The sequence below is a fragment of the Streptococcus cristatus genome (assembly GCF_003944225.1).
GTDB lineage: Bacteria > Bacillota > Bacilli > Lactobacillales > Streptococcaceae > Streptococcus > Streptococcus cristatus_K.
This window is the reverse complement of record NZ_RJPN01000002.1, coordinates 244,403-269,921: the sequence shown is the minus strand read 5'-3', so window position 1 is coordinate 269,921 and position 25,519 is coordinate 244,403. Positions and strand designations below refer to the sequence as shown.

Below are 25,519 nucleotides of genomic sequence, written 5' to 3'. Positions count from 1 at the left end.
TTCGTTCCATTTCACAAGCCCTCTCTTTGGTGTTTTAATTACGAATAAAGATATAAAAGATATTGTTTTGAAAGGGAAATGCTCATGTTACTTGCGAAAAATGAAGAGGGGATTTTGCTGAATGCGATGGAAAAGCAGCCGTCTCTAGGCGAACAACTCTTTTGTCCGGCCTGTTCGGGAGCGGTCCGCTTCAAAAAAGGAAGGGTCATGCGAACGCATTTTGCTCATATTTCTCTTGAAAATTGCTCATTTTATGCGGAAAATGAAAGTGCGGAGCATTTGAACTTGAAAGCTGGCCTTTATAGCTGGGGGAAGCAAAGTCAAGAGATTCAGGTGGAGGCTTTTTTACCTGAGATAAGGCAGATTGCTGACCTTTTGATAGATGGCCGCATAGCGCTGGAGGTTCAATGCAGTCCTCTCAGTCAGGAAAGACTTGAGGAAAGGACGCTGTCCTATCGTCAGCATGGCTATCAGGTCCTCTGGCTTTTGGGCAAGAAATTATGGTTAAAACAGTCGCTGACGAAACTGCAAAAGGACTTTCTTTATTTCAGTCAAAATATGGGCTTTCATCTTTGGGAATTGGATGAGAGAAAGCAGGAACTTCGACTTAAATATCTCATTCACGAGGACTTGCATGGGCGAGCTCAGTACAAGGTCAAATCCTTTCCTTTTGGTCAAGGCTGTCTTTTATCCGTCTTGCGCAGTCCCTTTCAGAAGCAGGGGCTAGAAAGTTATCTGGCTAAGCAAGATCCAGAGATTTGTCGCTATGTTCGTCAGCAGCTTTATTACCAGCAGCCTCGATGGATGAAGCTCCAAGCCCAGCTCTATCAGAAAGGAGACAATCTTCTGACCAAGTCAGCTGAGGATTTTTATCCGCAGGTTCGGCCTGTCCAAGCCAGTTCCTTTTGCCAAATAACAAGAGACTTGACGTCCTATTACCAGCACTTTCATCGTTATTATCAGGCTGAAAAAAATAAGCAGCTTCAAATTATCTATCCACCAGTATTTTATGCGAGGAGGAGAGCAGATTCTTAAATGTTATTCCACTTCCTATTGATGAAGAAGAGAGTTTTTGCCTATACTTTGAATTTAAGAATATTTGAAAATCCTGTATAATAAAGTAATAGGTTAGATATTCCAAAATCCTAATTTTGACTAGTCCAACCAACTTTACCAAAGATGAGAAACGAAAGGAGCTGTCATGAAGAAAATTTTTGTAATATTTCTGACTATCATCACGCTCAGTTCAGGCATGATTTTAGCAGGCTGTAGTATGCTAAATAGTTGGTCAGAAAGAGAAGAAATGATTCAGATTGCGGAGAGTAAAAAGATGAAGAAAGCCTTGGAAAATTTTTTCAAAGATTTAGATTCTAAAGCTTTGACACCAGAAGGAAAGATTAAATCCTATGAAATTCAAAAGGATAAGTTAGATTATAATCTCATGGGTGGACTAAATGTTTACATAATTATTAATGGGAATGAAGTTTTGAATATTGATATGACTGTTCAAGAAGAAGATACTGGAGAATATGAGGTTGTATCATATGGTATTCCACAAGAATTGAGTGAGTTATTAGGAGAGGATTAACATGGCTAATAATGCAGAGTACAATGATAAGTAAAATGTTGAAGCAGCTTTGGTAGAGTATCGTGAATTAGAATTTGGGAAAAATTACTCAATAGCAGGTAAGAATGGATACATTGGTAATCTTTCTCAGGTATACGATAATGTACATGACAATGAAGAACAGGCTTTTATCTTTACGAATCTTTAAAAATGATTCCGTTTTCATATTCTTGAGAAAAATAGTATAATAATTAATATAAAACATTCATCTAAATCCAGTTTCTCATTTTTGTTAAGGCTCCACCTTTAGCAAAGATGAGAAGCGAAAGGAGCTGTCATGAAGAAAATTTTTGTAATATTTCTGAGTATTATCACGCTCAGTTCTGGCATGATTTTAGGAGGTTGCAGTATGCTAAACAGTCGGTCAGAAAAAGAAGAAATGATTCAGATTTCAGAAAGTAAAAAAATGAAGAAGGCGATTGAGAAAGAGTTGAGAGAACTGGATCCTAAAGCTCTGACACCAGAGGGGAAGATTAAAACGTATAAAATTGAAAAGAATAAATTAGATTTCAATCCGATGGGAGGATTAGACATCTATTTAATAATTAATGATGATAAGAAGTTTGAATTAGACATGACTTTTCAAGAAAATTCAACTACTAGCGAATACGAGACGGGTGGTTATGGCATGTCTCCGGAATTTAACGAGCTAATTAGAGGAGAAAAGTAATATGCCTGATTATAAAAACCCTATTGATGGTAGCGAATATAGAGATAAACAACATGTTGAGACTGCTTTATATGAGTATAGGAGTATGTATGTTGGTAAACAATATGATGTAAAAGGGGGGGGGATTATTTAGGCACAGTCTCCCAAATTTATGATAATGTAAATGGCAATGAGGAGCAATTTTCTATCTTTACGAACTTCTATCAATGATTGCGTTTTCATATTCTTTGGAAAAATAGTATAATAATCAATATAAGACGTTAATCTAAAACTGGTTTCTCATTTTCGTTAAGGTATCAGCTTTAGCAAAGATGAGAAGCGAAAGGAGCTATCATGAAGAAAATTTTTGTAATATTTCTGAGTGTCATCACGCTCAGTTCAGCTATGTTTTTAGGAGGTTGTAGTATGCTAAACAGTCATCAGAAAAAGAAGAAATGATTCAGATTGCAGAGAGTCAGAAATCTAAAAAGTTAATTGAGGAAATGTTAAGGAAGAAAGATCCTGAAGCACTGACAGAAAAGGGGATAATAAAAAAATATACAATAAATGAAAAAAATCTTAAATATAATCCAATGGGTGGCTTAATAGTTGAGCTTATAATAAACGATGACCCGGAATTAACAATTACCACAACATTGATGGAAGAGTCTGATGGTAAGCTAGAACATACAGGGTACGTAATTTCTGGTGAGCTTGTAAAGAAGTTGAGGGGAGAATGAGATGACGTATGATAAAGCATTTTATATTTATGAATCTCCGATGATTCCGCTTTCATGTTCTCGATAAAAATAGTATAATAATCAATGTAAAACATTAATCTAAATCTAGTTTCCCATTTTTGCTAAGGCTCCAGCTTTAGCAAAGATGAGAAGTGAAAGGAGCTATCATGAAGAAAATAGTTATTATTTTTCTGAGTATTGTAACACTCAGTTCAGGCATGATTCTAGGAGGTTGTGGTATGTTAAACAGTCGGTCAGAAAAAGAAGAAATTCTTCAGATTTCAGAAAGTAAAAAGATGAAGAAAGCCTTGAAAATTCTTCTTAGGGAATTGGATCCCAAAGCTTTGACACCAGAAGGAAAGATTAAAACCTATGAAATTAAAAAGGAAATGTTAGAATATAATCCTATGGGAGGATTAAATGTATACATAACAATTAACGGGGACGAAAAACTATATATTAACATGACTGTTCAGGAAGAAGAAGCAGGTAATTATGAAGTAGTCAGTTATGGCGTTTCCCAGGAATTAAGTCAGTTAATTGGAGAATAATATGGCTAATAATAAGAACTACACAGATCAACAAAATGTTGAGGCTGCTATGGTGGAATATAGACCTTTAAAAGTAGGAGAAAACCACTCAATTAAAGGCGAAAATGGATATATCGGTAATGTCTCCCAAATTTACGACAATGTAAACGGCCATGAAGAACAAGTATTTGTATTTACAAATAATGGTAAAGGCCCTGAACAATCTCCAGTTCCCTACTCAGCTTCGGATGCTGAGCGTGCTCAGGTGCAGGATGTGACAGTCATGATGCAGGGCTCTCAGACCAAGACGGACACTCCTAAGCTACTCCATGATACTGTTACGGATTGGCTGCCTACAGACTTTGTGACGGCGGCCCACCGCCTGGGTCCTGTCGGTGCAGTGGAACATGCTACCCCTTTTGTTTATCGCCATTCCCAAAATATCATCACTCAGAAAAGCCGGGAAGTGCTGGATAAGGCAGATCGAGATGCTAGCAATAATATAGGAGATGCGGTCGGATTCTTTAATAAAGATGTTGGTCAGGCTGTGACGAGGGGGCTTAATTCTTTAAATAAAAATCCCTTCAATGAGCTAAGGAAGGATGTTCTGTCAAATAGTGCAGGTATCTTTGGCGGAGCCGTAGTGACAGGTGTTACCTCTACACCGATTATGCTAGCTGCTGGCGGTCTTAAACTGACTCAAAAGTTTCCGCCCGCTCAGTTTGAGGATGCTGCTAAGCACCTCAAGGAAACCATTCGTAAATATCCCAATGCTAAGATTGACCTTTACGGACATTCTTTGGGATCGATGGATATCCAGTATGCTCTTGCCAGTCTGACCGAGGAGGAGATGCGCCATATTGGTACGGTTCACATCTATAACGGCCCTAATATCTATCCTCTCCTGACCAAGGAACAGAAGGCACGACTGGATAGCGCTAAGTACAAGATCTTCAATCATATCGATCATAAAGACATTGTCAGCCTAGGCTACAGCTTATCTGGTAGTGAAAATGCAGCTGGTATCGTCCGTCATATTAAAACTATCGGAAAAAGCATTGATGACCAGCATATGATGAAGGGGTATATCTATGATAAAAATAAAAACTTTGTGCTCATGGATGAGACAGGAAAGATTACCATTCAAGATACTATCAAAGCAAATATGATTCCCTATCAGAACATGAAAAAGTACTTATCGAAGGGAGGATTTAGCGGTAACGAAAAAATTTATCTGGACAGTGTCCAAGCGCAAGCAACTGCACAAAATCTAGTAAATGTGGCTAAGTTAGGATATAAAACTTTACAGCAAGCTAGAGATCAAGTTGTTGGAGAAGCCGAAATTCTAGCAGATGAGTTGCACAAAGTTCCGTGGGGCTTTAGTCTTAGTCCAGATGAGATGGCTACAGCTTATCAGGATGGAGGAGCAGATTACCAATCTTTGGTCATGTCCTTGAAAGCCCACTTTGACAGCCGTTTGTCCAAGGTTCAGGCGCTTCAAACGAGCTTTACATCTCTAACAGAGCAGCTTAGTGCTGGCATTCAGCAACTATTGGACAAGGATCAGGTATTAGCGGGAGATTTTGAGCAATGGAACCAAATCAAGCAATGAGACAGGATATCATCCAAAAAGAAAAAGAGATGGAAGAGCTCTACTCGGAGCTTCAGCGGGAACGCTTGAAGATTGAGAAGGAGCGAGATATTCTTATGTCTAAGAAAAGGGCTTTTTCTGATATGCTTCAAGAAGAGTATGAAATGGCGGCTGCAATTTTACGGAGACAGGAGTGGGATACTAGTGTTGAATGGCAGGTTCTAAATCGGTATATAGAATCCTATGATATAATGGCGGATGAAGCCAGTAATGACCAGTTGAAAAAATTAGATTTGAAAGATGAGGAATTGGTAGAAAACTTCTCAAGACAGAGACGTCGATTAGAGTTGGATATTGAAGAGAACTATCGCCGTCTTCGTGAATCTAAATGAATAACGACAGATGCTTTAGTGAATAAAAATAATAGGCAAAAGATTGAACATAGTTAGAGTAAAGGAAAAAGTTTATGTTTATAACAGAATCAGGATCAGAACCAGTAAGAACTTATTTTTCATCATCCAAAACGATTGATTTGCTAGAAATCAAGAAAACAATAGAAAAGCAAATTATAACAAATGTCCTAGCTCCGCTCTTACTAGCTCAAAGGGACAGGATGCAGAGCACATATGATAATCTTTTTACCGATGTTGCAAAGACTGTTCAGGAAAGTGTGAAAGTAGCTGCGGATCAGTTAGATGACTCAATGAAAGGCCAATTCTCTAAGAAAGTTGTGACCGTCATAAAAGAAAATAGTGAAAAATATAAAGAAATTTAATAATTGAGCTCTCTTGGATTCGAGTCCTGATTGATCAGGAATTGGATGTGGAGAGCTTTTTAAGTGAAGTATATCTATTTATCTACCATGCTATTTTGGTACTTGAGTTTTATAAAAATAGGCTTTTTATGATAAAATAGAAAAGATGGAGGAAATTTCTATGGCAAAACAAAGAAATGAAATTGAAGAAAAATATACTTGGGATTTGACAACCATTTTCCCAACAGATGAAGCCTTTGAAGCGGAGTTGGCGCAGGTTTCAGAAGAAGTGAGGAAAGCAGCTGGTCTGGCTGGGCATTTGCTGGATTCGGCTGACAGTCTTTTGACAACGACGGAAATCCAGTTGGACTTGATGCGCCGGATTGAAAAGCTTTATTCTTATGCTCACATGAAGAATGACCAGGATACTCGTGTGGCTAAGTATCAAGAATATCAGGCTAAGGGGATGACTCTTTATAGCGAATTCGGTCAAAGCTTTGCCTTCTATGAGCCCGAATTTATGGCGATTACAGAAGATCAGTACCAAGCTTTCTTGGCTGAGCAGCCAGCCTTGCAGCTGTATCAGCATTATTTTGACAAGCTTTTGAAAAAGAAAGCCCACATCCTGACCCAGCGCGAAGAGGAGCTGTTGGCTGGTGCTGGTGAAATCTTTGGGGCAGCAGGCGAAACCTTTGCTATCTTGGATAATGCAGATATCGTCTTTCCGATGGTGCATGACGAAGACGGAAATGAAGTTCAGCTTAGCCACGGTAACTATATCACCTTGGTTGAGTCTAAGAACCGAGAGGTCCGCAAAGAAGCTTACGAGGCTCTCTACAGCGTCTACGAGCAGTATCAGCATACCTATGCTAAGACTTTGCAGACCAATGTCAAGGTTCACAATTACAATGCGAAAGTCCGCAAGTTTTCATCTGCCCGTGAAGCAGCCTTGTCAGCGGACTTTATTCCAGAAAGTGTCTATGATAGCCTAGTTTCAGCTGTTAATAAGCATTTGCCTCTTTTGCAGCGTTATATCGCTTTGCGAGCGAAGATTTTAGGCATTTCTGACTTGAAGATGTATGATATGTACACACCTTTGTCAGAGACAGACTACAAGTTCACTTATGAGGAAGCCTTGGCTAAGTCTGAGGAAGTTTTGGCTATTCTGGGTGAGGATTATCTGAGCCGAGTGAAAACAGCCTTCTCAGAGCGCTGGATTGATGTTCATGAAAATCAAGGTAAGCGCTCAGGGGCATACTCAGGCGGTTCTTACGATACCAATGCCTTTATGTTGCTCAACTGGCAGGATACACTGGATAATCTCTTTACCTTGGTGCACGAGACAGGCCACAGTATGCACTCTAGCTACACCCGTGAGACCCAGCCTTATGTCTATGGAGACTATTCTATCTTCCTAGCTGAGATTGCTTCAACGACCAATGAAAATATTCTGACAGAAAAGCTCTTGGAAGAAGTAGAAGATGATGCAACCCGCTTTGCTATCCTCAATCACTTCTTGGATGGTTTCCGAGGTACGGTCTTCCGTCAAACCCAGTTTGCTGAGTTTGAGCATGCTATCCACAAGGCTGACCAAGAAGGTCAAGTGTTGACCAGCGAGTTTCTCAATGACCTCTACGCTGATTTGAACGAGAAATACTATGGACTGAAAAAAGAAGATAATCCACAGATTCAGTACGAGTGGGCTCGGATTCCGCATTTCTACTACGATTACTATGTTTTCCAATATTCGACAGGTTTTGCAGCCGCTTCTGCCTTGGCTGAAAAGATTGTCCATGGCAGTCAGGAAGACAAGGACAAGTATCTGGACTATCTCAAAGCCGGGAACTCTGACTATCCGCTCAATGTCATCAGAAAAGCAGGTGTAGATATGGAAAAAGAAGACTACCTAAATGCTGCTTTTGCTGTCTTTGAGCGTCGTCTGGACGAATTCGAAGCTTTAGTAGAAAAGTTGGGACTGGCATAAGATGGTCGAGACTTATAACCAAAATTCCAATCCCAATATGCGTCGGCCAGTGGTCAAAGAAGAGATTGTAGACTTTATGAGACAACGACTCCAGCCAGTTTCTGGTGGACTCAAGGAGCTGGAGGATTTTGCCAGAGCTGAAAATGTGCCCGTGATTCCCCATGAGACAGTAGCTTATTTCCGCCTGCTACTCGAAAGCCTGCAGCCAGAGAAGATTTTAGAAATCGGGACGGCTATCGGTTTTTCGGCCCTTTTGATGGCGGAACATGCGCCTCAGGCTCAGATTACGACTATTGATCGCAATCCAGAGATGATTGAGCTGGCTAAGGCTAATTTTGCTAAATATGACAGCCGTCAGCAGATCACCCTGCTGGAAGGCGATGCAGTGGATTTGCTTGAGACACTGGAGGATTCCTACGACCTTGTCTTTATGGACTCTGCCAAGTCCAAGTATGTGGTCTTTCTGCCCCAAGTCCTCAAGCGCCTCAATCCTGGTGGTCTGGTCCTCATTGATGATGTCTTCCAAGGCGGAGATGTTGCCAAGCCTTTTGAGGAAATTAAGCGTGGCCAGCGGGCTATTTACCGTGGCTTGCATAGCCTGTTTGACGCAACTTTGGACAGTCCAGATTTGACTGCGAGCTTGCTTCCTTTAGGAGATGGGCTGCTTATGATTAGAAAAAAATAATCCCTTCACTTTTTTCTCAAATTCCAAAAATTTTTAGGAAAAATTAAGATATCAAGTTGGATTTGTGGTACAATAGACAAAGTGAATTTATTGAAGGAGTAGATAAAACAATGAAGAAAAAAATCCTTACAGGAGCAGTAACTCTCTTTTCTGTAGTGGCTTTAGCAGCATGTTCACAAACAGCAAAAGATAAAGATATTGTGACAATGAAAGGTGAGACAATCACAGTAAGTGAATTTTACGATCAAGTAAAAAATAATGGATCCTCTCAACAAGTCTTGCTTCAAATGGCCATTAAGCAGGTTTTTGAAGAAAAGTATGGCAAAAAAGTGACGGATAAAGAGGTTGAAGAAGCCTTTGAAAAAATGAAATCCGCTTATGGTTCTGCTTTCCAAAATGTTCTTGCTCAAAGCGGAATGACAGAAGATGCCTACAGAGATCAGATCCGCGCAAATAAATTAGTTGAATACGCTGTTAAGAAAGCAGCTGAAAAAGAGTTGACAGATGACAACTACAAGGCTTTCTTTGAAACGTATACCCCAGAAGTAACGGCTCAAATTATCAAGGTAGATAGTGAAGAAAAGGCTAAGGAAGTGCTTGAAAAAGCTAAGGCTGAGGGAGCAGACTTTGGTCAGTTAGCCAAGGAAAACTCAACCGACAAGGACACCAAAGATAAGGGCGGCGAGGTGAAATTTGATTCAACCTCAACAACAGTTGCGGATGCCGTTAAAAAAGCTACTTTTGCTTTGGAAGAAAATGGCGTTTCTGATGTAATCACTGTACGAGGTAAGCAGAACTATTCAGCAAGTTACTACATTGTTAAATTGGTGAAGAAAACTCAAAAATCTGCAAAATGGACAGATTACAAGAAGCAACTAAAAGAAGGAATCCTGACTCAAAAACAAAACGATGCAAGCTTTATTCGTTCCGTTATTTCTAAAGAATTGAAGGAAGCGAATCTGAAAGTGAAGGATCCAGCTTTCCAAAATGTCTTTGCCCAATATGTAGAAGGGGATACTTCTAGCTCATCGTCTAAAGAAGAAAGCAAGTCTCAGTCTTCTAGTTCAGAAGAAAAGAAATCACAATCTTCTAGCTCGGAAGAAGCAAAATCTGGGGCTTCAAGCTCAGAAGAAAGCAAGTCAGAAGCTGCTCATACTGAAGAAAACCCAGCTCCTGCAGCAGAATAAGCTTGACGAAAAGCCAAGAAGTCAGTATAATAAAATTATTGAGAATTGATTTTCTAAATCTCAGCTCAGAGAATTGGCGGTGCTGCGAGCCATGTGAGAGGAAAATTCATGCTACTCATGTTTCAAACTAAATAGCTAATGAGAATGACAAGTTCATTGAATGAAGGTGGTACCGCGGTTTTTCGCCCTTCAGACAAAGAGCTTGTCTTTTATCTTGACTCTGGAGGTAAAGCGATGAAGACCTATCTTGTCAAACAAAAATTGCGCCTAGGTGGCGAACGCTTTGATATCAAGGACGATCGAGGTAATGTAGATTACCAAGTAGAAGGATCATTTTTCCAGATTCCTAAGAGCTTCACCATCTATGATGCCCAAGGACAGACAGTTAGCCAGATCAGCAAAATCTTTCTAACATTTTTGCCTCGGTTTGAAATCAAGCTCAGTGACGGGACAAGCTTTTATATTCGCAAGAAACTGACTTTCTTCCGTGATAAGTATGAGTTTGATGATTTAGGCCTTCGTATCGAGGGTAATATCTGGGATTTGAATTTCAAATTACTAGATGATCGCGATCAAGTCGTGGCAGAGATTACCAAGGAACTTTTCCATTTGACCTCCACTTATCAGGTGAGTGTCTATGATGAGGCATACTCAGATTTGGTCATTTCCCTCTGTGTCGCCATTGACTATGTGGAAATGCTGGAAAGTTCTTCATCATAATATAAATATTTAGAAAATTAAGGAGAAAAATAAAATGAAACAAATGTCAAGTGCTCAAATTCGCCAAATGTGGCTGGATTTCTGGGCAAGCAAAGGCCACTCCGTAGAACCATCAGTTAGCTTGGTTCCAGTAAACGACCCAACTCTTTTATGGATCAATTCTGGGGTAGCCACTCTTAAGAAATATTTTGACGGGACCATTATCCCTGAAAATCCACGGATTACCAATGCTCAAAAAGCGATTCGTACTAACGATATCGAAAATGTCGGAAAAACTGCCCGCCACCATACCATGTTTGAAATGTTGGGGAACTTCTCTATCGGGGATTACTTCCGTGATGAAGCTATTACTTGGGCTTATGAACTTTTGACAAGCCCTGAGTGGTTTGACTTCCCAGCTGAAAAACTCTACATGACCTACTATCCAGACGATAAAGATTCATACAACCGCTGGATTGAAGTGGGAGTGGATCCAAGCCACTTGATTCCAATCGAGGATAACTTCTGGGAAATCGGTGCGGGACCTTCTGGACCTGATACTGAGATCTTCTTTGACCGTGGAGAAGCCTTTGACCCAGAAAATATCGGTCTTCGCCTGCTTGCAGAGGATATTGAAAACGACCGTTATATCGAAATCTGGAACATCGTTTTGTCACAATTCAACGCTGATCCAGCTGTACCTCGTAGCGAGTACAAGGAATTGCCACACAAGAACATTGATACGGGCGCTGGTTTGGAGCGTTTGGTGGCCGTTATCCAAGGGGCTAAGACCAACTTTGAAACGGACCTCTTCATGCCGATTATCCGTGAAGTTGAGAAATTGTCTGGTAAGGTTTATGACCAAGATGGCGACAACATGAGCTTTAAGGTCATCGCAGACCATATCCGTTCCCTCTCATTTGCCATCGGTGATGGTGCCCTTCCAGGAAATGAAGGTCGTGGCTATGTCCTTCGTCGTCTCCTCCGTCGCGCTTCTATGCACGGTCAAAAATTGGGTATCAACGAGCCTTTCCTTTACAAGCTGGTTCCAACTGTTGGAAAAATCATGGAAAGCTACTACCCAGAAGTACTTGAAAAACGTGACTTTATCGAGAAAATCGTCAAGAGCGAGGAAGAGTCATTTGCTCGCACCCTTCACTCAGGTCAACATTTTGCAGAAACCATTGTAGCAGACTTGAAAGAAAAAGGACAAACGGTTATCGCTGGGCAAGATGTCTTCAAACTCTATGACACTTACGGATTCCCAGTTGAATTGACAGAAGAAATTGCTGAGGAAGCTGGTATGACAGTCGACCGTGAAGGTTTTGAAGCAGCCATGAAAGAGCAGCAAGAGCGTGCGCGTGCGTCTGCTGTTAAGGGTGGCTCAATGGGGATGCAAAATGAAACCCTCCAAAACATTACAGTAGAAAGCCACTTCAACTACAATGCCAGCCAATTGCCGTCTAAATTGGTGGCTATCGTAGCGGACAACGCTGAAGTAGAAGCTGTTTCAGAAGGAACTGCCTCTCTCATCTTTGCAGAGACTCCATTCTACGCTGAAATGGGTGGACAAGTAGCGGACCACGGTCAAATCTTGGATGCTGCAGGAAACGTCGTGGCTACTGTAACAGATGTTCAAAAAGCACCAAACGGACAACCATTGCATACTGTTGAAGTTCATGCTCCGCTTGATTTGAACCAAGAATACACATTGGCCATCGATACCAATCGTCGTCACCGTGTCATGAAAAACCACACAGCAACTCACTTGCTTCATGCCGCTCTTCACAATATCCTTGGTCACCATGCGACACAAGCAGGATCTCTGAACGAAGTCGAATTCCTTCGCTTTGACTTCACACATTTCCAAACAGTAACTCCTGAAGAATTGCGCGCCATTGAACAACAAGTCAATGAGAAAATCTGGGAAGCAATCGCAGTAGAAACTGTTGAGACAGATATTGACACGGCTAAAGAAATGGGAGCCATGGCCCTCTTTGGTGAGAAATATGGCAAGGAAGTCCGTGTTGTGACTATCGGCGATTACTCAGTCGAGCTCTGTGGTGGTACTCACGTAGGTAATACTTCTGAAATTGGCCTCTTCAAGATTGTCAAGGAAGAAGGAATCGGATCAGGAACTCGTCGTATCTTGGCAGTGACTGGTAAGGAAGCCTTTGAAGCCTACCGTGAACAAGAAGACGCTTTGAAAGCCGTCGCAGCGACCTTGAAAGCACCGCAACTTAAGGAAGTACCTCATAAAGTTGAAGGTCTTCAAGAGCAACTCCGTCAATTGCAAAAAGAAAATGTAGAATTGAAAGAAAAAGCCGCAGCCGCAGCTGCTGGTGATGTCTTCAAGGATGTGAAGGAAGTCAACGGCCACCGTTACATTGCAAGCCAGGTTTCTGTATCAGATGCAGGTGCCCTTCGTACCTTTGCGGATAACTGGAAACAAAAAGACTACTCTGATGTGCTTGTCCTAGTTGCAGCTATCGGTGACAAAGTCAATGTTCTTGTAGCTAGCAAGACGAAAGACCTTCATGCAGGAAACCTTGTCAAAGAATTGGCACCAATCGTCGATGGACGTGGTGGTGGTAAACCAGACATGGCCATGGCAGGAGGAAGCAACCAAGCCAAAATCCAAGAACTCTTGGACGCAGTAGCTGGTAAATTGTAAGAAAACAAAGATCTATCCACTTGGGTAGATCTTTTTGCATGCGCAAAAAAAGCTAAATCCGAGTGGACTTAGCTTGATTCGTAATAGCTAAAAGAAGAAAACTTACTATGCTTCTGAATGCAAGTTATAGCTCGTAAGGAAATTTAAAAGAGAGTGGGACAGAAATCGGTAATTCGTTAGAATTCGATTTCGTCGTCCCACCTCCGCACAGTTGAGTAGGGCTGTAAAAGCTGATGAAATCAGCGTAATAGAGCCCACTCAACCACTGCGTCTTGCTCGACAATCCAAAGACAATTGAGAGGCTAGGATTTCTGTCCCACTCTCTTGCTATCTAATGCTCTGTTTTACTTTTAATTCTAGCTCTCAGAAAGCGCAAATCATTAAAAATATAAATTAGAAAAATGATTTGACAAGAGTAAACGCCCCAATCTAGCCTATAAATATCCCTTTGAATAGTGATGGAAAACAGGGCGTACATCATGAAGATAAAACTAGCTATGAATACTAGAAAGGATTGTAGGCTTGCTATAAAAGGATAGCCTCTCTTTTTCAAAATGGATTTGAATAAAATAGCTAGAGCAGGCAAAATGGAAAATAAGGTAAAACAAGTTAAAAAATAGAAAACAGTTAAATTTCTAAAATCTTTTCCCCAAAAGATAGAATCCTCGTTTTGAAAAAGATAAATTGAAAGTGATCGATCGTTTAAAAAGGGTAGGCCAAGGATGACCAGATAAAATACAATCAATAATCCAATTTGCCAAGAGAAACCTGCTTTCCTTCTCTCTTTATTGTCTGACATGTCTATCTCCCTTCTATAATTTTTCCTTGCTCAACCACAACAAAATCACCGTTAGTTTCATCAATAGTCTCCAAGACATAGGTTCCATCAGGTAAGCTTAATTGTTCTAGTAACTGTTGGATTTGGTCTCTTAGATAAAAATGTTCCTTGTATCTTTCTTCTGGCAAGATAATTTGAACATAGACTGCATTATGTGACAAGGCATCATTTAAAGGCACATTGTACAATTCTTCAAGAATAGAATGGTTATTGCTAACAGCATCTTCCATACGATCGCTATACCAGAGCTCACCTTTACCAAATCTATTTTGGTCAGATAGAGTGCTTCTCAGCTTAACAGTTCCCCCTTTTAGGTGTGAAGCCTGATTTAATTTTCTCGTCAAAGATTGTTCCAATTTAGTCCGCTCAGGGTTGATTTCTAAAGCTTTTTCAAGAATTGGCGCATATACTCTCATAGATTCATCATATATAGGGTTCCTCCACTTGTCTATATCCATCTTGTCGTAATAAGGCATGACTAATTGTTTGAAGCGGACCGATTTTTTTACAGGGACAGAGATGGTTTTGTCCTTAATTTTTTCAGTATAGGTATAATTGACATCTATGCCCCAATTTTCTTCAGCCCAGGAAAAGCCAGTTATCTTAATCTCTCCCCAAAAATTACGATTGGCGTAAAAGCCTTTGAGATGAGCTTCTAGATTTCGGTAGAAAAACAAAGACGAGACCACTAGAAAGCATACAAGCACCATGAAACTTTTTCTCTTGTCCGTATCAATCTTTAAATTCTTTTTCAATGGCTTCCTCCTTAATGACTTGCTTGAACTCTTCTTCCGTACGGATTATTTCTTCTTTGCCACTCTTTGTATACTTTTTGCCAATACTCCAGTAAAAAGAGCCGGCATCGGGGATGAACATTTTTGTTAGGGTGATGCTATCGTTGAGGGTCATGTTTTCTTTTAAAACTACTATATAGCCGTATTTTTTCAATATTGAGAGGAGTAGGCTATCCTCTGGTTTCCTAAGGCTATCATCAGAATCGCCATCCGTTATACGTGATTGGTAATCGTTCTTTTTGTAACTAAACAAAGTGGGCCAATCCGTAGTTACATTTTCACTATCATCCTTATATATCCCTGTAATAAATGATGGACTTGAAAGTACTCGATAGAGCCCTCCATATCCGAAATGAATCGTCTCTTTGGGCTGTTTTTTTGTAGCTTTTTTACTGGTTAGGTTTACATAGATTTCATCATTGTCTTTTATCTGGATTTTGACATATTCATCTTTTCCATCAGAATACATAAGATTATCCATCTTGCCTTCTATGGTGACATAGCCCATATCTTGAACCAGTTTCAAGACATCAATCGTTTGCCCTTCTCCTTTTTCTTGTCCCAGTTTGTAATAACGAATTCGGAAGTATTCTTCCTTGTCCTTTGCTTTCAGTGTTCCCACATACTGCTTGGAATCCTGAAATGCTAGAAATTTCCGTCCAACAGCAAAATCATACGGACTCCACTCGTCGCTCTCTTTAAAAGAAAGAGCAATCATAGGGAATTCTGGTTCGGTCTCACCAATAGTTGTATAATCAGTTAGACGCTGATTCTTTCCTTTATAGGCATAATTTCGTTCTTTGACCACAAAAGCAGCTTCTTTTGTGAAAAAGAAAGAACAAGCACCAGCGACCATAAAAATGACCAGTGTTGCCAAAGCATAAATCTGCCACATTTGCCAAGAGAAATTCTCTATCTTTTTCATCCTATTCTCCTTTTAGATAGATTATGGACTATTATATCATTTTTTGTAAACTTCCTGCCATAAGCAAAAGAAAAGTATGATAAAATGGTATTATTATAGTTTTATAAGGGAAAAATATGAATCAAACACGTCTCAAAAAAATCCTGAAAATATCGAGTTTCTTTCTATTCGCTTTTGTGACATATCATGTCTACTATCAATCTCTCGTCCCTCATCTTACAACTAGGAACGAGGAAGATGCTAGACTGAGCCAGTCCAAATATCAAATCGCCTATGGGCAAGTAAGAGATTTTCAAAAAATCGGAAATTTTGCTTTGGCCATTGATATGTTTGGTGATGTCCAGCAGAAGGAAGGCTACATTATTGCTCAGAATTATCGCATTCCCAAAACTCAGGATCCTTCTAAAGGGCAAGCATTTTATGATAAAGAAAAGTCTGAGTATTTTTATCAAATTGACATTTACAAAGAGGATGAAGGAATTCAGTCACTGAGAAAGATTGATGTAAGAGATATCCTTCTCAAAGAAAAGAAGAAATATAAGATCATCAGTACAGCAAAAATAGATGCTTTTGACTCACCAACCAAGGCTCCCTATTTAGAAATAGGACTAGAAGAAATCGATGGGGATGCGAGAACTTTCTCACTGATCATTGATTTACAGACCTTAGAAAGTCGCATTACTCGCCTTATAGGCTCTTCATCTGAGGAAAAGATTACTAGCAGGACTAATAGAGAATTATCGGTTGTCAGAGCCAATCCTGTCTTTGCAGAGCGCTTGAAGAACCTAAGCTTCGTTATTGGTACTGATGATGCCATCACAATGCGACCATATCAGGGGGGAGAACTCATCAATCTCTACCAAGAATTTCCTCATATTTTTGAAATGGCTAAAAAAGGTAGTTTTACGATCTATCCACAGTTTCAATACAAAGAAGATCTAACTCAACAAGTTTCAAATTTTGCTAATCTTTTCAATTATCCAGGTGAAGCTCCCTTTTGGTCTGCTCAACAGAAACAAGATTACGAGGCAGACCGAGCTTTAAAACAGACAAAAGATTTATCGACTCCCCTTTCATATGATTTTTTCATGGAGAGGGTAAAAAAAGAAGGCAAGCTTAATGCGGTAGAAGGAATGATTCCTATCGGTTTTGATATCAATACTGGGGAAATAGTCACCGTTGATTTCAAAAAAGGACCTGTCTATCTCCAAAATTTTGACCTAGAAGACCATATAGATAGTCTAAGCTTTATGGAGTCCAATTATTCCTATATAAGGGATGTGCGGTTTGATCAAGTCAGTATCGACACAGCCATGTCTTATAAATTAGGTAGAAAATCAGTAAATGATTACAGTAGGTTGATTGAGGATTCTAAAATTAATAAACCGCGAGAGACACTCTATATCACTTGGCTTCAATATGAACCAAACAACAATGTACATGAATCCGATATGAATATCGTTAAGGGAATTGTGGATCAAGGAATCTTGTACAAAATCTTCTCCATATTTAGTCTTGAAGAAGGGCAAATGACAGTGAATCAGACTGGGACCAACAGCAATCTTGCAGTAGGAAAGACCAAAATATTAGTACAAAATGGGCATCAACTTCTTGATTCATTACAGTTTGAGACAACTGATATGCCTAGCTTGAATCACGATGAAATGATCCAGTCTGGTCGGATTATATATGTCCTTATCGATGGGCAGCTTCGTCAAGTAAAAGTTCCGGAGGAAAAGTAGGTGCAGAAGATAGTGATAAAAATAAAAAAATGCTTTCAAAATAAAAATTTTTTGAATGTTTCTGGCTATACCTTGGCTTTTACACTTGGTTTATTTTTGGCTTTTTATGTTTTTGAGAGGGAAAAAATGACCATTCAGTCTGAGCAAAGACAGTCTAAAACATCCCAAGAAAAGAAAGTTACAAGAGCGAAAGATGAGGCAGTCCAGATAGAAAAACTTGCAGACAAGATCTATATGGTGAAAAATCCTAATTCGGCTATCTTGTCTGATAAGTATATCTTACAGCAAGAAATGAATTACTCTGATCAATCCTTTCACTTCGATAGCTATCAGGCCTTTAGTAAGGACAATAAACAGAGCAACCATGTCAAAATTAAGCTTTTAAATCAAGTTGAAGCGTTGTATAAAGATTACGATTTAGTCCAATTGGCTCAAAACCTGCATAGTCAAGCCATACCAGGGAAAGTTAGCCATCAGCTCTATCAAGATCCTCAGGATGGGCAATATTATTTTGCTTTTGAAGTCTATATACCAGGTGGTAAGGATGAAAATGATTACTCGAACGCTCATGAGGAGAAGCCTATCTATACTCTCTATACTAACATTGAAAACGGGCAGACTTTTTATCTAAAAGACTATTTTAAGCCCCTAAGTATCCGTGACAAGTATCCTGTCTATGGTGCTAGTAATCTGGATGACAAACTTGAGAAGTACGGCTTGGTTTTACTCAACAGTCCGCATAACTTTACCCTCATTGAAGGGGAAGGAAATTTACAGATCAAAAAGTTGAAGCTAAGCCAGCAATTTCCAAAAATAGAGGAAAAACTTGCTAGTGGCTGGAGTTTAGTTGTAACTGGCGAGGATTCTTATGAAACCAGTATCAGACTTTTAGCGTCTGAAGGAGAAACCGATCTCTATACAAATGTCAAACTAGATCGTTCTTATTCATCTGATGACCAAGATCATCTCTTACAGTCTTATCAGGATTTCCTTGAGTTATACAAGGAGAAATAAGCACGTTCCTCTCTATCAAATAAGCACGTTCCATATGATTTTCCAATGATGCTTTTCATTGCTTTCATATGGGGCTTTTTTATGCCTTCGAAATGATATTTTGGATTTACCAACTGTAAAGTCTCTAGAGAATCTTTCTCAAATATTTGTAAAAGATCCAAGTCTTTATGACAAAAATCTTTATTTTTTTGACAAATATACTTGTCAAAAAGAAAAGAATCTGTTACAATGTATTTAAGTTAAGAAGAAAAGATAAAAGGAGGAACTGATGGAGATACTGTTTTGGTGTCTACTTCCGATATTTTCTGGTTTGTGGCTGACGTTATCCAGTGAATTGAAAAATGTAAAAAGGAAGTTGAAACGTTTAGAGAGAAATAAAGAAAGGAGTGGAGAAATGTCACGTTTTTTTAAAGAAATGATTGGGAAAAAACCGATCATCATTGGTGAAGTTTTCGGGACAGATTGCTGGGAGGTAGTTGATGCTGATGACGATTGGGTTAAGTTGAGTAAGACCAATAAAAAAGGTCAAACAAGAATCAAGCTCATGCGCATTGACGATATCAAGTCTGTTGAACTGAAAGAAGACTGAGAGGTGTTGTCATGAAGCTGAAAAATCGACTCAAAGAGCTGAGGGCCAGAGACGGGCTGAATCAAACCGACTTGGCCAAGGAAGCCGGCGTGTCACGGCAGACGATTAGCTTGCTGGAGCGGGATGAATACACGCCCTCCGTGGTCATTGCTCTCAAAATTGCTCAGATTTTTAACGAAAGTGTCGAAAATGTCTTTCGCCTAGTGGAGGAAGAGTAGGTATAAAAAGAGCTGGAACGGATACAATAATGTCCTAGTTATTATATTTATAGTTTTTTGGTCCATTTTGTTGCGATTATCTTGGGTGGTTTGCACATGCTGTCTTGGCGGCGACTGCTTGATTTGCCTCTGGTGATTTGTATTTATGTCGTTGTTATGCCTGAAATGGATGCTGGGAAAAAGAAGGAGAATTAGAATGAAAGAAAAAAGAATGAAATCAACTCGATACCGTTTTTGGAGAAATATTGTGTTTATTGCTGCGGGAGGTGTAGTAGGTTTTATCGCTGGCTCTCTGGTCGGTTATTATAACTTAGCAGTTAGAATTGATTTTAGCCAGCTGATTAGCCTGAAGGCAGTGCAAGATATCATGCTAGTAGCCATATTCCTGCTTTTTCTAGGAACGCTTTATTATCTTCACATCAGCCGGGAAAGTATGTCACGCTTGGAGAAGATAGAAGATGATGAGGAGATAGAATCATTAGAACAAGCGGGAAATCGAGCTTATGCTCTAGCTGGTATTTTAACGAATTTAATGCAGATTCCCTTCATGTTTTATGCGGCTACTGGCTTTGCAGAGGGAATCCGTCACGCAGATTTTAATATTCTGCCAGTCTTTGGTAAATTTTTCTTCTTGGTTCTTTTAATAACTGTAGCTAGCATTCTAGTTCGAAAAGGATTTAAAACGGTGAATGGAGAAGAGCTCCCTCGCTATAGCAATGTCAGGGAAACCAGAGATTTCTTAATGGATAAGATGGATGAGGCAGAAAAACAGATTAATTATGAAGAAAATTTTGAATTAGTCATGAAATTAGTAAGCTTTATCTTTCCTAGTATCTATATTGGACTGATACTGCTAAATCTTCTGTTCCAATTGGATACGATTTTGGCTTGGATTGCGGTATCTGTCATATATCTTTATGTTACTGTCAGCCAGTACAAAATTGTTAAACGTTATTATAAGTAAGAAAGTGAGAAGAGGCCTTATGTCACAAGTGATTCAAGTGGAGAATATTTCTAAAAGTTTTGGAGATAAAAAAGCTTTAGAACGGATTAATTTTCATATCGATCAAGGAGAGATTTTCGGATTTTTAGGACCATCTGGATCGGGAAAAACAACCTTAATTAATATCCTAACAGGCCAGCTTGATGCCGACAATGGTCAAAGTAAAATTCTTGGTAAGGCTTCAGATGCTATTAATGCTCAAGATTTGGTGAAAATTGGCCTAGTATCTGATACAAGTGGCTTTTATGAGAAGATGACTCTCTATAAAAACCTGCAGATATATGCGAAATTATACGGTTTAAAAAATGAACGGATAGATGAAGTTTTAGAGCAGGTTGGTTTGTTAGAAAGCAAAAATATTGTAGCAGAAAAACTTTCGACAGGTATGAAGCAGCGGATGTTTCTAGCCCGAGCTCTTTTAAATGATCCTGAAGTCTTATTCTTGGATGAGCCAACGAGTGGGCTTGATCCTCGTACTTCCAAGGTAATTCATGAGCTTTTGCTTGAGCTGAAGAAAAAGGGAACAACTATTTTTCTGACGACGCATGATATGCATGAAGCTAGCGCCCTTTGTGATCGACTGGCCCTGCTAAATAAGGGAGTATTAGTAGAATATGGCGAGCCGAAAGCTATTATTCAAAAATATAACGCAGCCAAGAAAGTTAAAATTAGCTATGAAAATGGAGAAACCGAGCAAATTTCATTCTCAGAATTGGCTACAAAAGACCTAAAACTAGCTATTACAGTACATTCTTGCGAACCTACATTAGAAGAAATCTTTATTCAATTAACAGGAGAAAAATTAGATGTATAAAAAAATTAAAGCTCTCACATGGCTGCGTACTCAGATTTTATTGACAAACTCTTCTTTGCTTATGTCCGTCTTGTTGCCCTTTGGCCTCCTCTTTTTGTACAATATGATTTTAAATAAGAATGGCAATGCAGGCCAAGGACTATTGAAGATGATCCTGCCTATGACCTTTGCTATGAGTGGCGGCTATATGGTGTCTATTATGATGGCAGAGGACAAGGAAAAGCGCAATCTAAAAACCTTGATGTTGAGCGGGGTTCGTTCTACTGAATACCTCTTATCCATGTTGGTTTATCCCTTCCTATTTACAGTCTTTGCCTTGCTTTTTTTCCCATATTATTTGCATGTAGATCTCTCTGGCAAATGGCCTATCTATCTTTTGATCAATCTCTTAATTATTGTTATTATCCTTTTAATCAATCTTTTTATTGGTGGTATTTCCAAGACACAATCTCAAGCTCAGGTTTATAGTTTATTTCCGCTGTTGCTGATCAGCTTCGTACCTCTATTTGCTAGTTTTGATAAAACAATACAGCATATTCTGCGGTTTACTTTTATGAATCCTTTTATCAACTTCTTTGAAACAGGAGACTATTCACTTAACATTGAAGATTTCTCTAATTTGGTGATTTGGCTTCTTATTTTTATCAGTGCAAGCACCTATGTCTTGAGTAAAGGTCGAAAATGATGGAGGAGATTTTATGAAACTCATTAAAAAAATCAATTTTATGGAAGAAAAGAAATATGTAATCGGTCTAAATGTAGCAGGGCTCTTACTGATTTTTCCCTTCTCCATGCTTTTTGCGAAGTTGACCCAGCTAATCTTCCGAGCCGATCATTATGATTTTTCGGGTCTAGATCTTGCCTATTTGTTAGTTTTTACCTTTATCCTTGTCGTCATCCATGAGTACATTCACGGTTTCTTCTTCAAGTTTTTTGGTAAAGGGAAGGCCAAGGTCAAGTTTGGTTTTAAAAAAGGGATGGCCTATGCGACTAGTCCAGGAACCTTTTACAATCGTAAGGACTTCTTGGTCATTGGTTTGGCACCTTTTGTTTTGATTAGCCTGCTTCTGACCTTATTGGCCATGCTGGGCTTGCTCAGTTCAACTCTCTACATGCCTCTAGCTAGTATTCATGCAGCGGGCTGTGTTGGTGACTTTTACATCGCTTTGCTGCTGTTGGGCCAGACTGATGATATTCTGGTTGAGGACACTGAGGTTGGGATGAATTTTTACCAGAAAGAAGAGCCTAGTCAGGGCTAGGAATCACAAGTATTGTATGCTTTTTTAAAATGTCTATTAAAGGGTAATATACTTGATAATTTAATGATGTGGAGCAATGTTGATCTTGTCTAAATGGATGGCAGCATGATACCAAATTCAAATTTAAAACAAATGAAACCCGAAGGACTAGAAGTTCCTTCGGGTTTTGTATATAAGAGAAAAATGATTAGACAAGTTCGTCAATAGAAGTGTAATCGAGATTCAAGCCTTCTGCAACTGGTCGGCTAGTGATGTGGCCGTGATAGGTTGTGACACCTTCACGCAATCCAGCGTCGTCAGCAATAGCTTGTTTGAAGCCTTTGCCAGCCAGCGCTTCGATATAAGGAAGGGTGACATTGGTCAGGGCGATGGTAGAAGTGCGAGCCACGGCACCAGGGATATTGGCTACCGCATAGTGGAGAACACCGTGTTTCTCATAGACTGGCTCATCGTGGGTTGTCACGCGGTCAGCAGTCTCGATAACACCACCTTGGTCAACGGCCACGTCAACAATGACAGAACCAGGGCGCATTTGCTTCACCATATCGTCAGTTACTAGTTTTGGTGCTTTAGCACCAGGAATGAGCACAGCTCCAATCACGACATCTGCTTCACGGACGCTTGCCTCAATGTTAAATGGATTGGACATGAGGGTTTGGATTTGGTTGCCAAAGACTTCTTCTAGAACGGATAGACGTTTGGCACTAATATCGAGAATCGTAACCTGAGCGCCTAGTCCCAGAGCGATACGGGCTGCATGAGTTCCTACAACACCGCCTCCGATAATGGTAACTTTACCTTTTGGCACTCCTGGTACACCGCCAAGGAGAACGCCAGATCCGCCTGTCTGCTTGGTTAGGAAATGAGCTCCGATTTGAACCGCCATACGACCAGCCACCTCGCTCATAGGTACTAAGAGTGGTAGTTGCCCTTGTCCGTCACGTACAGTCTCGTAGGCTACCCCAGTAGTTTTAGCAGTGACCATAGCTTGGGCTAATTCGGGAGCAGCGGCCATGTGCAGGTAAGTGAAGAGTAGGAGGTCATCACGCAAGAATTGGTACTCAGCTTCCAGCGGTTCTTTAACCTTAACAACCAACTCAGCTGCCCAGGCTTCAGCAGCAGTGGCAACGATTTTTGCACCTTGCTTTTCATAGTCTGCATCTGCAAAGCCAGATCCAAGTCCAGCATTTGTCTCGATCAAAACCTGATGGCCTTTTCCTACAAGACTGTGTACACCAGCAGGCGTCAGGGCAACACGATTTTCATTATTTTTAATTTCTCTTGGAATTCCGATTAACATAGAGCTTTACTCCTTTTTCTAACGCTAGGGTCTCCGAATACAGGACTACAAAGGGACCTAGGCCAATTATTGTGATGTTTTCATTTTAAAGGAAACTGGCGCAAAAAGCAAGAAAAAAAGGATTGTTTTAGACAGAGAATTATGCTATTCTGATAAGAAAAATTAGGAGGAAGAGATGGAAAATATTTACGTTAAGCTGAGCCAGCATTCCAGAATTGAGACGGAACGATTAATCTTGCGCCCGGTGACTTTGGATGACGCACCAGCCATGTTTGAATATGCTTCAGACGAGGAGAATGTTCGCTATACCTTTGCGACCAACAAAAATTTAGAGGAAACCCGCAATAATATTGCCTTGTTTTACTTGGCGAATCCTTTGGGGCGCTGGGGCATCGAGCTGAAGGAGACTGGCGACTTTATCGGAACGATTGACCTGCATAAGATCCGCTTGGACTTGAAAACGGCAGCTATCGGCTATGTAATCCATAAAAAATACTGGAATCAGGGCTATACGACGGAGGCCAATCGGGCGGTGCTTGAGCTGGCTTTTGAGAAAATCGGGATGAATAAACTTGTAGCGCTGTACGATGCGGATAATCCAGCATCTGGCCGTGTCATGCAAAAGTCAGGTATGATCTTTTCCCACGAAGAGCCTTACGCAGCCTTGGACAAGCATGAGGAAGAGCGCATAGTGACGCGGGTGCATTACTATCTGACTAGGGATCAATATTTTGCAAAAAAATGAGAAAGAATATTGACAAGTACCTATCTACATGATATAGTAGATAGGCAATGCTGATTTAGCTCAGTAGGCAGAGCGCATCCATGGTAAGGATGAGGTCGCCGGTTCGATCCCGGCAATTAGCACTAGATAAAGAGGTTGAGATTTTCTCAGCCTTTTTTGGTTTTAAATTAGGATTTCTCCTCGTTTAAATGCAATGCTTGTGGCTCTCATAGGCGCCCAAATATGATATAATAAAAGTAATATTAGCAAGGCAGGTAAAATATGTATATCGAAATGGTGGATGAAACCGGTCAGGTTTCTCAAGAAATCATCATGCAGACTCAGGAAATCTTGGAGTTTGCGGCTAAAAAGACGGGCAAAGAAAATAAGGAAATGGCTGTGACCTTTGTGACCAATGAGCGCAGCCATGAGCTCAACTTGGAATACCGAGACACGGATCGGCCGACGGATGTTATCAGCTTGGAATACAAGCCGGAGCTGGATATTGCTTTTGATGAGGAAGATTTGGCAGACAATCCTGAGCTGGCTGAGATGCTGGAGGATTTTGACGCTTATATCGGCGAGCTCTTCATCTCGGTGGACAAGGCGCGGGAGCAGGCAGAAGAATACGGCCACAGCTTTGAACGGGAGATGGGCTTTTTGGCGGTGCATGGTTTTCTGCATATCAACGGCTACGATCATTATACGCCGGAAGAAGAAGCGGAAATGTTTGGCTTACAGGAAGAAATTTTGACAGCTTATGGACTTACAAGACAATAAAAAAAACAAGCGCAAGTGGAAAAATCGAGATGTCATATCGAGTTTGGAGTTTGCCCTGACGGGGATTTTCACAGCTTTTAAGGAAGAAAAGAATATGCGGAGCCATGTTCTTTCAGCTGTGGCTGCCATCATTGCAGGTTTGATTTTTCGGATTTCAGCGACGGAGTGGCTGTTCTTGCTGCTAAGTATCTTTTTGGTGATCGCTTTTGAAATCATGAATTCAGCTGTTGAAAATGTTGTGGATCTGGCTAGTGATTATCACTTTTCTATGCGGGCAAAGAATGCCAAGGATATGGCAGCTGGTGCAGTTTTGGTGGTTTCTGGTTTTGCAGTTATCACAGGTTTGATTATCTTTCTGCCAAAACTGTGGGATATTATTTTTTAGAGAAGGAATAGAAC

General features: G+C 40.1%; 28 protein-coding genes, 1 tRNA gene and 1 pseudogene. 26 read left to right on the top strand and 4 right to left on the bottom strand.

What is annotated here, in order from left to right; translation table 11 throughout:
- The first annotated feature begins 84 nt into the window (after positions 1 to 84).
- From D8797_RS04305 to alaS, 14 genes and pseudogenes are all read left to right on the top strand, one after another.
- The gene (locus D8797_RS04305; RefSeq protein WP_125379391.1) at positions 85 to 1,035 is read left to right on the top strand and encodes a competence protein CoiA; all 951 of its coding nucleotides are present in this window, start codon (positions 85 to 87) and stop codon (positions 1,033 to 1,035) included.
- Between the two features lie 166 nt (positions 1,036 to 1,201).
- On the top strand, positions 1,202 to 1,588 hold the full coding sequence (locus D8797_RS04300; protein WP_125379390.1) for a DUF1310 family protein: 387 nt from the start codon (positions 1,202 to 1,204) through the stop codon (positions 1,586 to 1,588).
- A 316-nt stretch (positions 1,589 to 1,904) separates the two neighbouring features.
- The gene (locus D8797_RS04290; RefSeq protein ID WP_125379389.1) at positions 1,905 to 2,297 is read left to right on the top strand and encodes a DUF1310 family protein; all 393 of its coding nucleotides are present in this window, start codon (positions 1,905 to 1,907) and stop codon (positions 2,295 to 2,297) included.
- 1 nt (position 2,298) lies between these two features.
- On the top strand, positions 2,299 to 2,430 hold the full coding sequence (locus D8797_RS10370; RefSeq protein WP_260469264.1) for a hypothetical protein: 132 nt from the start codon (positions 2,299 to 2,301) through the stop codon (positions 2,428 to 2,430).
- A 200-nt stretch (positions 2,431 to 2,630) separates the two neighbouring features.
- Positions 2,631 to 3,016 (top strand): annotated as a pseudogene (locus D8797_RS04280) (DUF1310 family protein).
- 167 nt (positions 3,017 to 3,183) lie between these two features.
- Positions 3,184 to 3,567: a DUF1310 family protein gene (locus D8797_RS04275; protein ID WP_002902670.1), complete on the top strand. Its 384-nt coding sequence runs from the start codon at positions 3,184 to 3,186 to the stop codon at positions 3,565 to 3,567.
- A gap of 1 nt (position 3,568) precedes the next feature.
- On the top strand, positions 3,569 to 5,158 hold the full coding sequence (locus D8797_RS04270; protein WP_125379388.1) for an Mbeg1-like protein: 1,590 nt from the start codon (positions 3,569 to 3,571) through the stop codon (positions 5,156 to 5,158).
- Positions 5,137 to 5,529 carry a hypothetical protein gene (locus D8797_RS04265; RefSeq protein WP_260471205.1) on the top strand — a complete coding sequence of 131 codons (393 nt, stop codon included), beginning with the start codon at positions 5,137 to 5,139 and terminating at the stop codon, positions 5,527 to 5,529. The genes D8797_RS04270 and D8797_RS04265 overlap by 22 nt, the downstream gene beginning before the upstream one ends.
- Positions 5,530 to 5,603: 74 nt before the next feature.
- On the top strand, positions 5,604 to 5,912 hold the full coding sequence (locus D8797_RS04260; RefSeq protein WP_125379387.1) for a hypothetical protein: 309 nt from the start codon (positions 5,604 to 5,606) through the stop codon (positions 5,910 to 5,912).
- 160 nt (positions 5,913 to 6,072) lie between these two features.
- A complete protein-coding gene (gene pepF, locus D8797_RS04255) occupies positions 6,073 to 7,875 on the top strand; it encodes an oligoendopeptidase F (RefSeq protein ID WP_125379386.1) in 1,803 nt (600 codons plus the stop codon).
- A gap of 1 nt (position 7,876) precedes the next feature.
- On the top strand, positions 7,877 to 8,560 hold the full coding sequence (locus D8797_RS04250; RefSeq protein WP_125379385.1) for an O-methyltransferase: 684 nt from the start codon (positions 7,877 to 7,879) through the stop codon (positions 8,558 to 8,560).
- 110 nt (positions 8,561 to 8,670) lie between these two features.
- Positions 8,671 to 9,747, top strand: a complete 1,077-nt coding sequence (gene prsA / locus D8797_RS04245; RefSeq protein ID WP_005592327.1) for a peptidylprolyl isomerase PrsA — start codon at positions 8,671 to 8,673, stop codon at positions 9,745 to 9,747.
- 138 nt (positions 9,748 to 9,885) lie between these two features.
- Positions 9,886 to 10,467: an LURP-one-related/scramblase family protein gene (locus D8797_RS04240; RefSeq protein WP_185780837.1), complete on the top strand. Its 582-nt coding sequence runs from the start codon at positions 9,886 to 9,888 to the stop codon at positions 10,465 to 10,467.
- A 34-nt stretch (positions 10,468 to 10,501) separates the two neighbouring features.
- Positions 10,502 to 13,120: an alanine--tRNA ligase gene (alaS, locus tag D8797_RS04235; RefSeq protein WP_125379383.1), complete on the top strand. Its 2,619-nt coding sequence runs from the start codon at positions 10,502 to 10,504 to the stop codon at positions 13,118 to 13,120.
- Positions 13,121 to 13,451: 331 nt separating this feature from the next.
- On the opposite strand, the gene D8797_RS04225 is transcribed toward alaS, so the two are convergent.
- The 3 genes from D8797_RS04225 to D8797_RS04215 are packed head-to-tail and all read right to left on the bottom strand — an operon-like array spanning position 13,452 to position 15,677.
- Positions 13,452 to 13,919: a hypothetical protein gene (locus D8797_RS04225; RefSeq protein WP_005590748.1), complete on the bottom strand. Its 468-nt coding sequence runs from the start codon at positions 13,917 to 13,919 to the stop codon at positions 13,452 to 13,454.
- A 2-nt stretch (positions 13,920 to 13,921) separates the two neighbouring features.
- Complete coding sequence (locus tag D8797_RS04220; protein ID WP_005590747.1) at positions 13,922 to 14,713, bottom strand: hypothetical protein; 792 nt, start codon at positions 14,711 to 14,713, stop codon at positions 13,922 to 13,924.
- Positions 14,691 to 15,677, bottom strand: a complete 987-nt coding sequence (locus tag D8797_RS04215) for a hypothetical protein (RefSeq protein ID WP_005590745.1) — start codon at positions 15,675 to 15,677, stop codon at positions 14,691 to 14,693. Before D8797_RS04215 ends, D8797_RS04220 begins: the two co-directional genes overlap by 23 nt.
- Before the next feature lie 116 nt (positions 15,678 to 15,793).
- Here D8797_RS04215 and D8797_RS04210 point away from each other — a divergent pair, with 116 nt between their 5' ends.
- The 8 genes from D8797_RS04210 to D8797_RS04175 all read left to right on the top strand — a co-directional run bounded on the left by D8797_RS04210 (position 15,794) and on the right by D8797_RS04175 (position 22,316).
- Positions 15,794 to 17,419: a hypothetical protein gene (locus D8797_RS04210; RefSeq protein WP_125379382.1), complete on the top strand. Its 1,626-nt coding sequence runs from the start codon at positions 15,794 to 15,796 to the stop codon at positions 17,417 to 17,419.
- A gap of 126 nt (positions 17,420 to 17,545) precedes the next feature.
- Complete coding sequence (locus D8797_RS04205) at positions 17,546 to 18,433, top strand: hypothetical protein (RefSeq protein ID WP_260471204.1); 888 nt, start codon at positions 17,546 to 17,548, stop codon at positions 18,431 to 18,433.
- Positions 18,434 to 18,827: 394 nt separating this feature from the next.
- Positions 18,828 to 19,022: an aspartyl-tRNA synthetase gene (locus D8797_RS10365; protein ID WP_231089324.1), complete on the top strand. Its 195-nt coding sequence runs from the start codon at positions 18,828 to 18,830 to the stop codon at positions 19,020 to 19,022.
- A gap of 11 nt (positions 19,023 to 19,033) precedes the next feature.
- Positions 19,034 to 19,240, top strand: a complete 207-nt coding sequence (locus D8797_RS04195) for a helix-turn-helix transcriptional regulator (RefSeq protein WP_125379379.1) — start codon at positions 19,034 to 19,036, stop codon at positions 19,238 to 19,240.
- A 196-nt stretch (positions 19,241 to 19,436) separates the two neighbouring features.
- Positions 19,437 to 20,204 (top strand): DUF3169 family protein, encoded by a 768-nt coding sequence (locus tag D8797_RS04190; RefSeq protein WP_260471203.1) that lies wholly within the window; start codon positions 19,437 to 19,439, stop codon positions 20,202 to 20,204.
- Between the two features lie 19 nt (positions 20,205 to 20,223).
- Entirely contained in the window at positions 20,224 to 21,057 is an 834-nt protein-coding gene (locus D8797_RS04185) for an ABC transporter ATP-binding protein (RefSeq protein WP_125379377.1), read from the top strand.
- Positions 21,050 to 21,742: an ABC transporter permease gene (locus D8797_RS04180; RefSeq protein WP_125379376.1), complete on the top strand. Its 693-nt coding sequence runs from the start codon at positions 21,050 to 21,052 to the stop codon at positions 21,740 to 21,742. Before D8797_RS04185 ends, D8797_RS04180 begins: the two co-directional genes overlap by 8 nt.
- A gap of 13 nt (positions 21,743 to 21,755) precedes the next feature.
- The gene (locus D8797_RS04175) at positions 21,756 to 22,316 is read left to right on the top strand and encodes a DUF3267 domain-containing protein (RefSeq protein ID WP_125379375.1); all 561 of its coding nucleotides are present in this window, start codon (positions 21,756 to 21,758) and stop codon (positions 22,314 to 22,316) included.
- 187 nt (positions 22,317 to 22,503) lie between these two features.
- Here D8797_RS04175 and ald read toward each other — a convergent pair whose 3' ends face one another.
- The gene (gene ald, locus D8797_RS04170) at positions 22,504 to 23,616 is read right to left on the bottom strand and encodes an alanine dehydrogenase (RefSeq protein WP_125379374.1); all 1,113 of its coding nucleotides are present in this window, start codon (positions 23,614 to 23,616) and stop codon (positions 22,504 to 22,506) included.
- Positions 23,617 to 23,791: 175 nt separating this feature from the next.
- On the opposite strand from ald, the gene D8797_RS04165 reads away from it, so the two are divergent.
- The 4 genes from D8797_RS04165 to D8797_RS10360 all read left to right on the top strand — a co-directional run bounded on the left by D8797_RS04165 (position 23,792) and on the right by D8797_RS10360 (position 25,505).
- The gene (locus tag D8797_RS04165) at positions 23,792 to 24,361 is read left to right on the top strand and encodes a GNAT family N-acetyltransferase (protein WP_125379373.1); all 570 of its coding nucleotides are present in this window, start codon (positions 23,792 to 23,794) and stop codon (positions 24,359 to 24,361) included.
- 49 nt (positions 24,362 to 24,410) lie between these two features.
- A tRNA-Thr gene (locus D8797_RS04160) sits at positions 24,411 to 24,483 on the top strand.
- A 139-nt stretch (positions 24,484 to 24,622) separates the two neighbouring features.
- Entirely contained in the window at positions 24,623 to 25,120 is a 498-nt protein-coding gene (gene ybeY, locus D8797_RS04155) for an rRNA maturation RNase YbeY (RefSeq protein WP_125379372.1), read from the top strand.
- Complete coding sequence (locus D8797_RS10360; protein WP_061909639.1) at positions 25,101 to 25,505, top strand: diacylglycerol kinase family protein; 405 nt, start codon at positions 25,101 to 25,103, stop codon at positions 25,503 to 25,505. Before ybeY ends, D8797_RS10360 begins: the two co-directional genes overlap by 20 nt.
- The last annotated feature ends 14 nt before the right edge of the window (positions 25,506 to 25,519 follow it).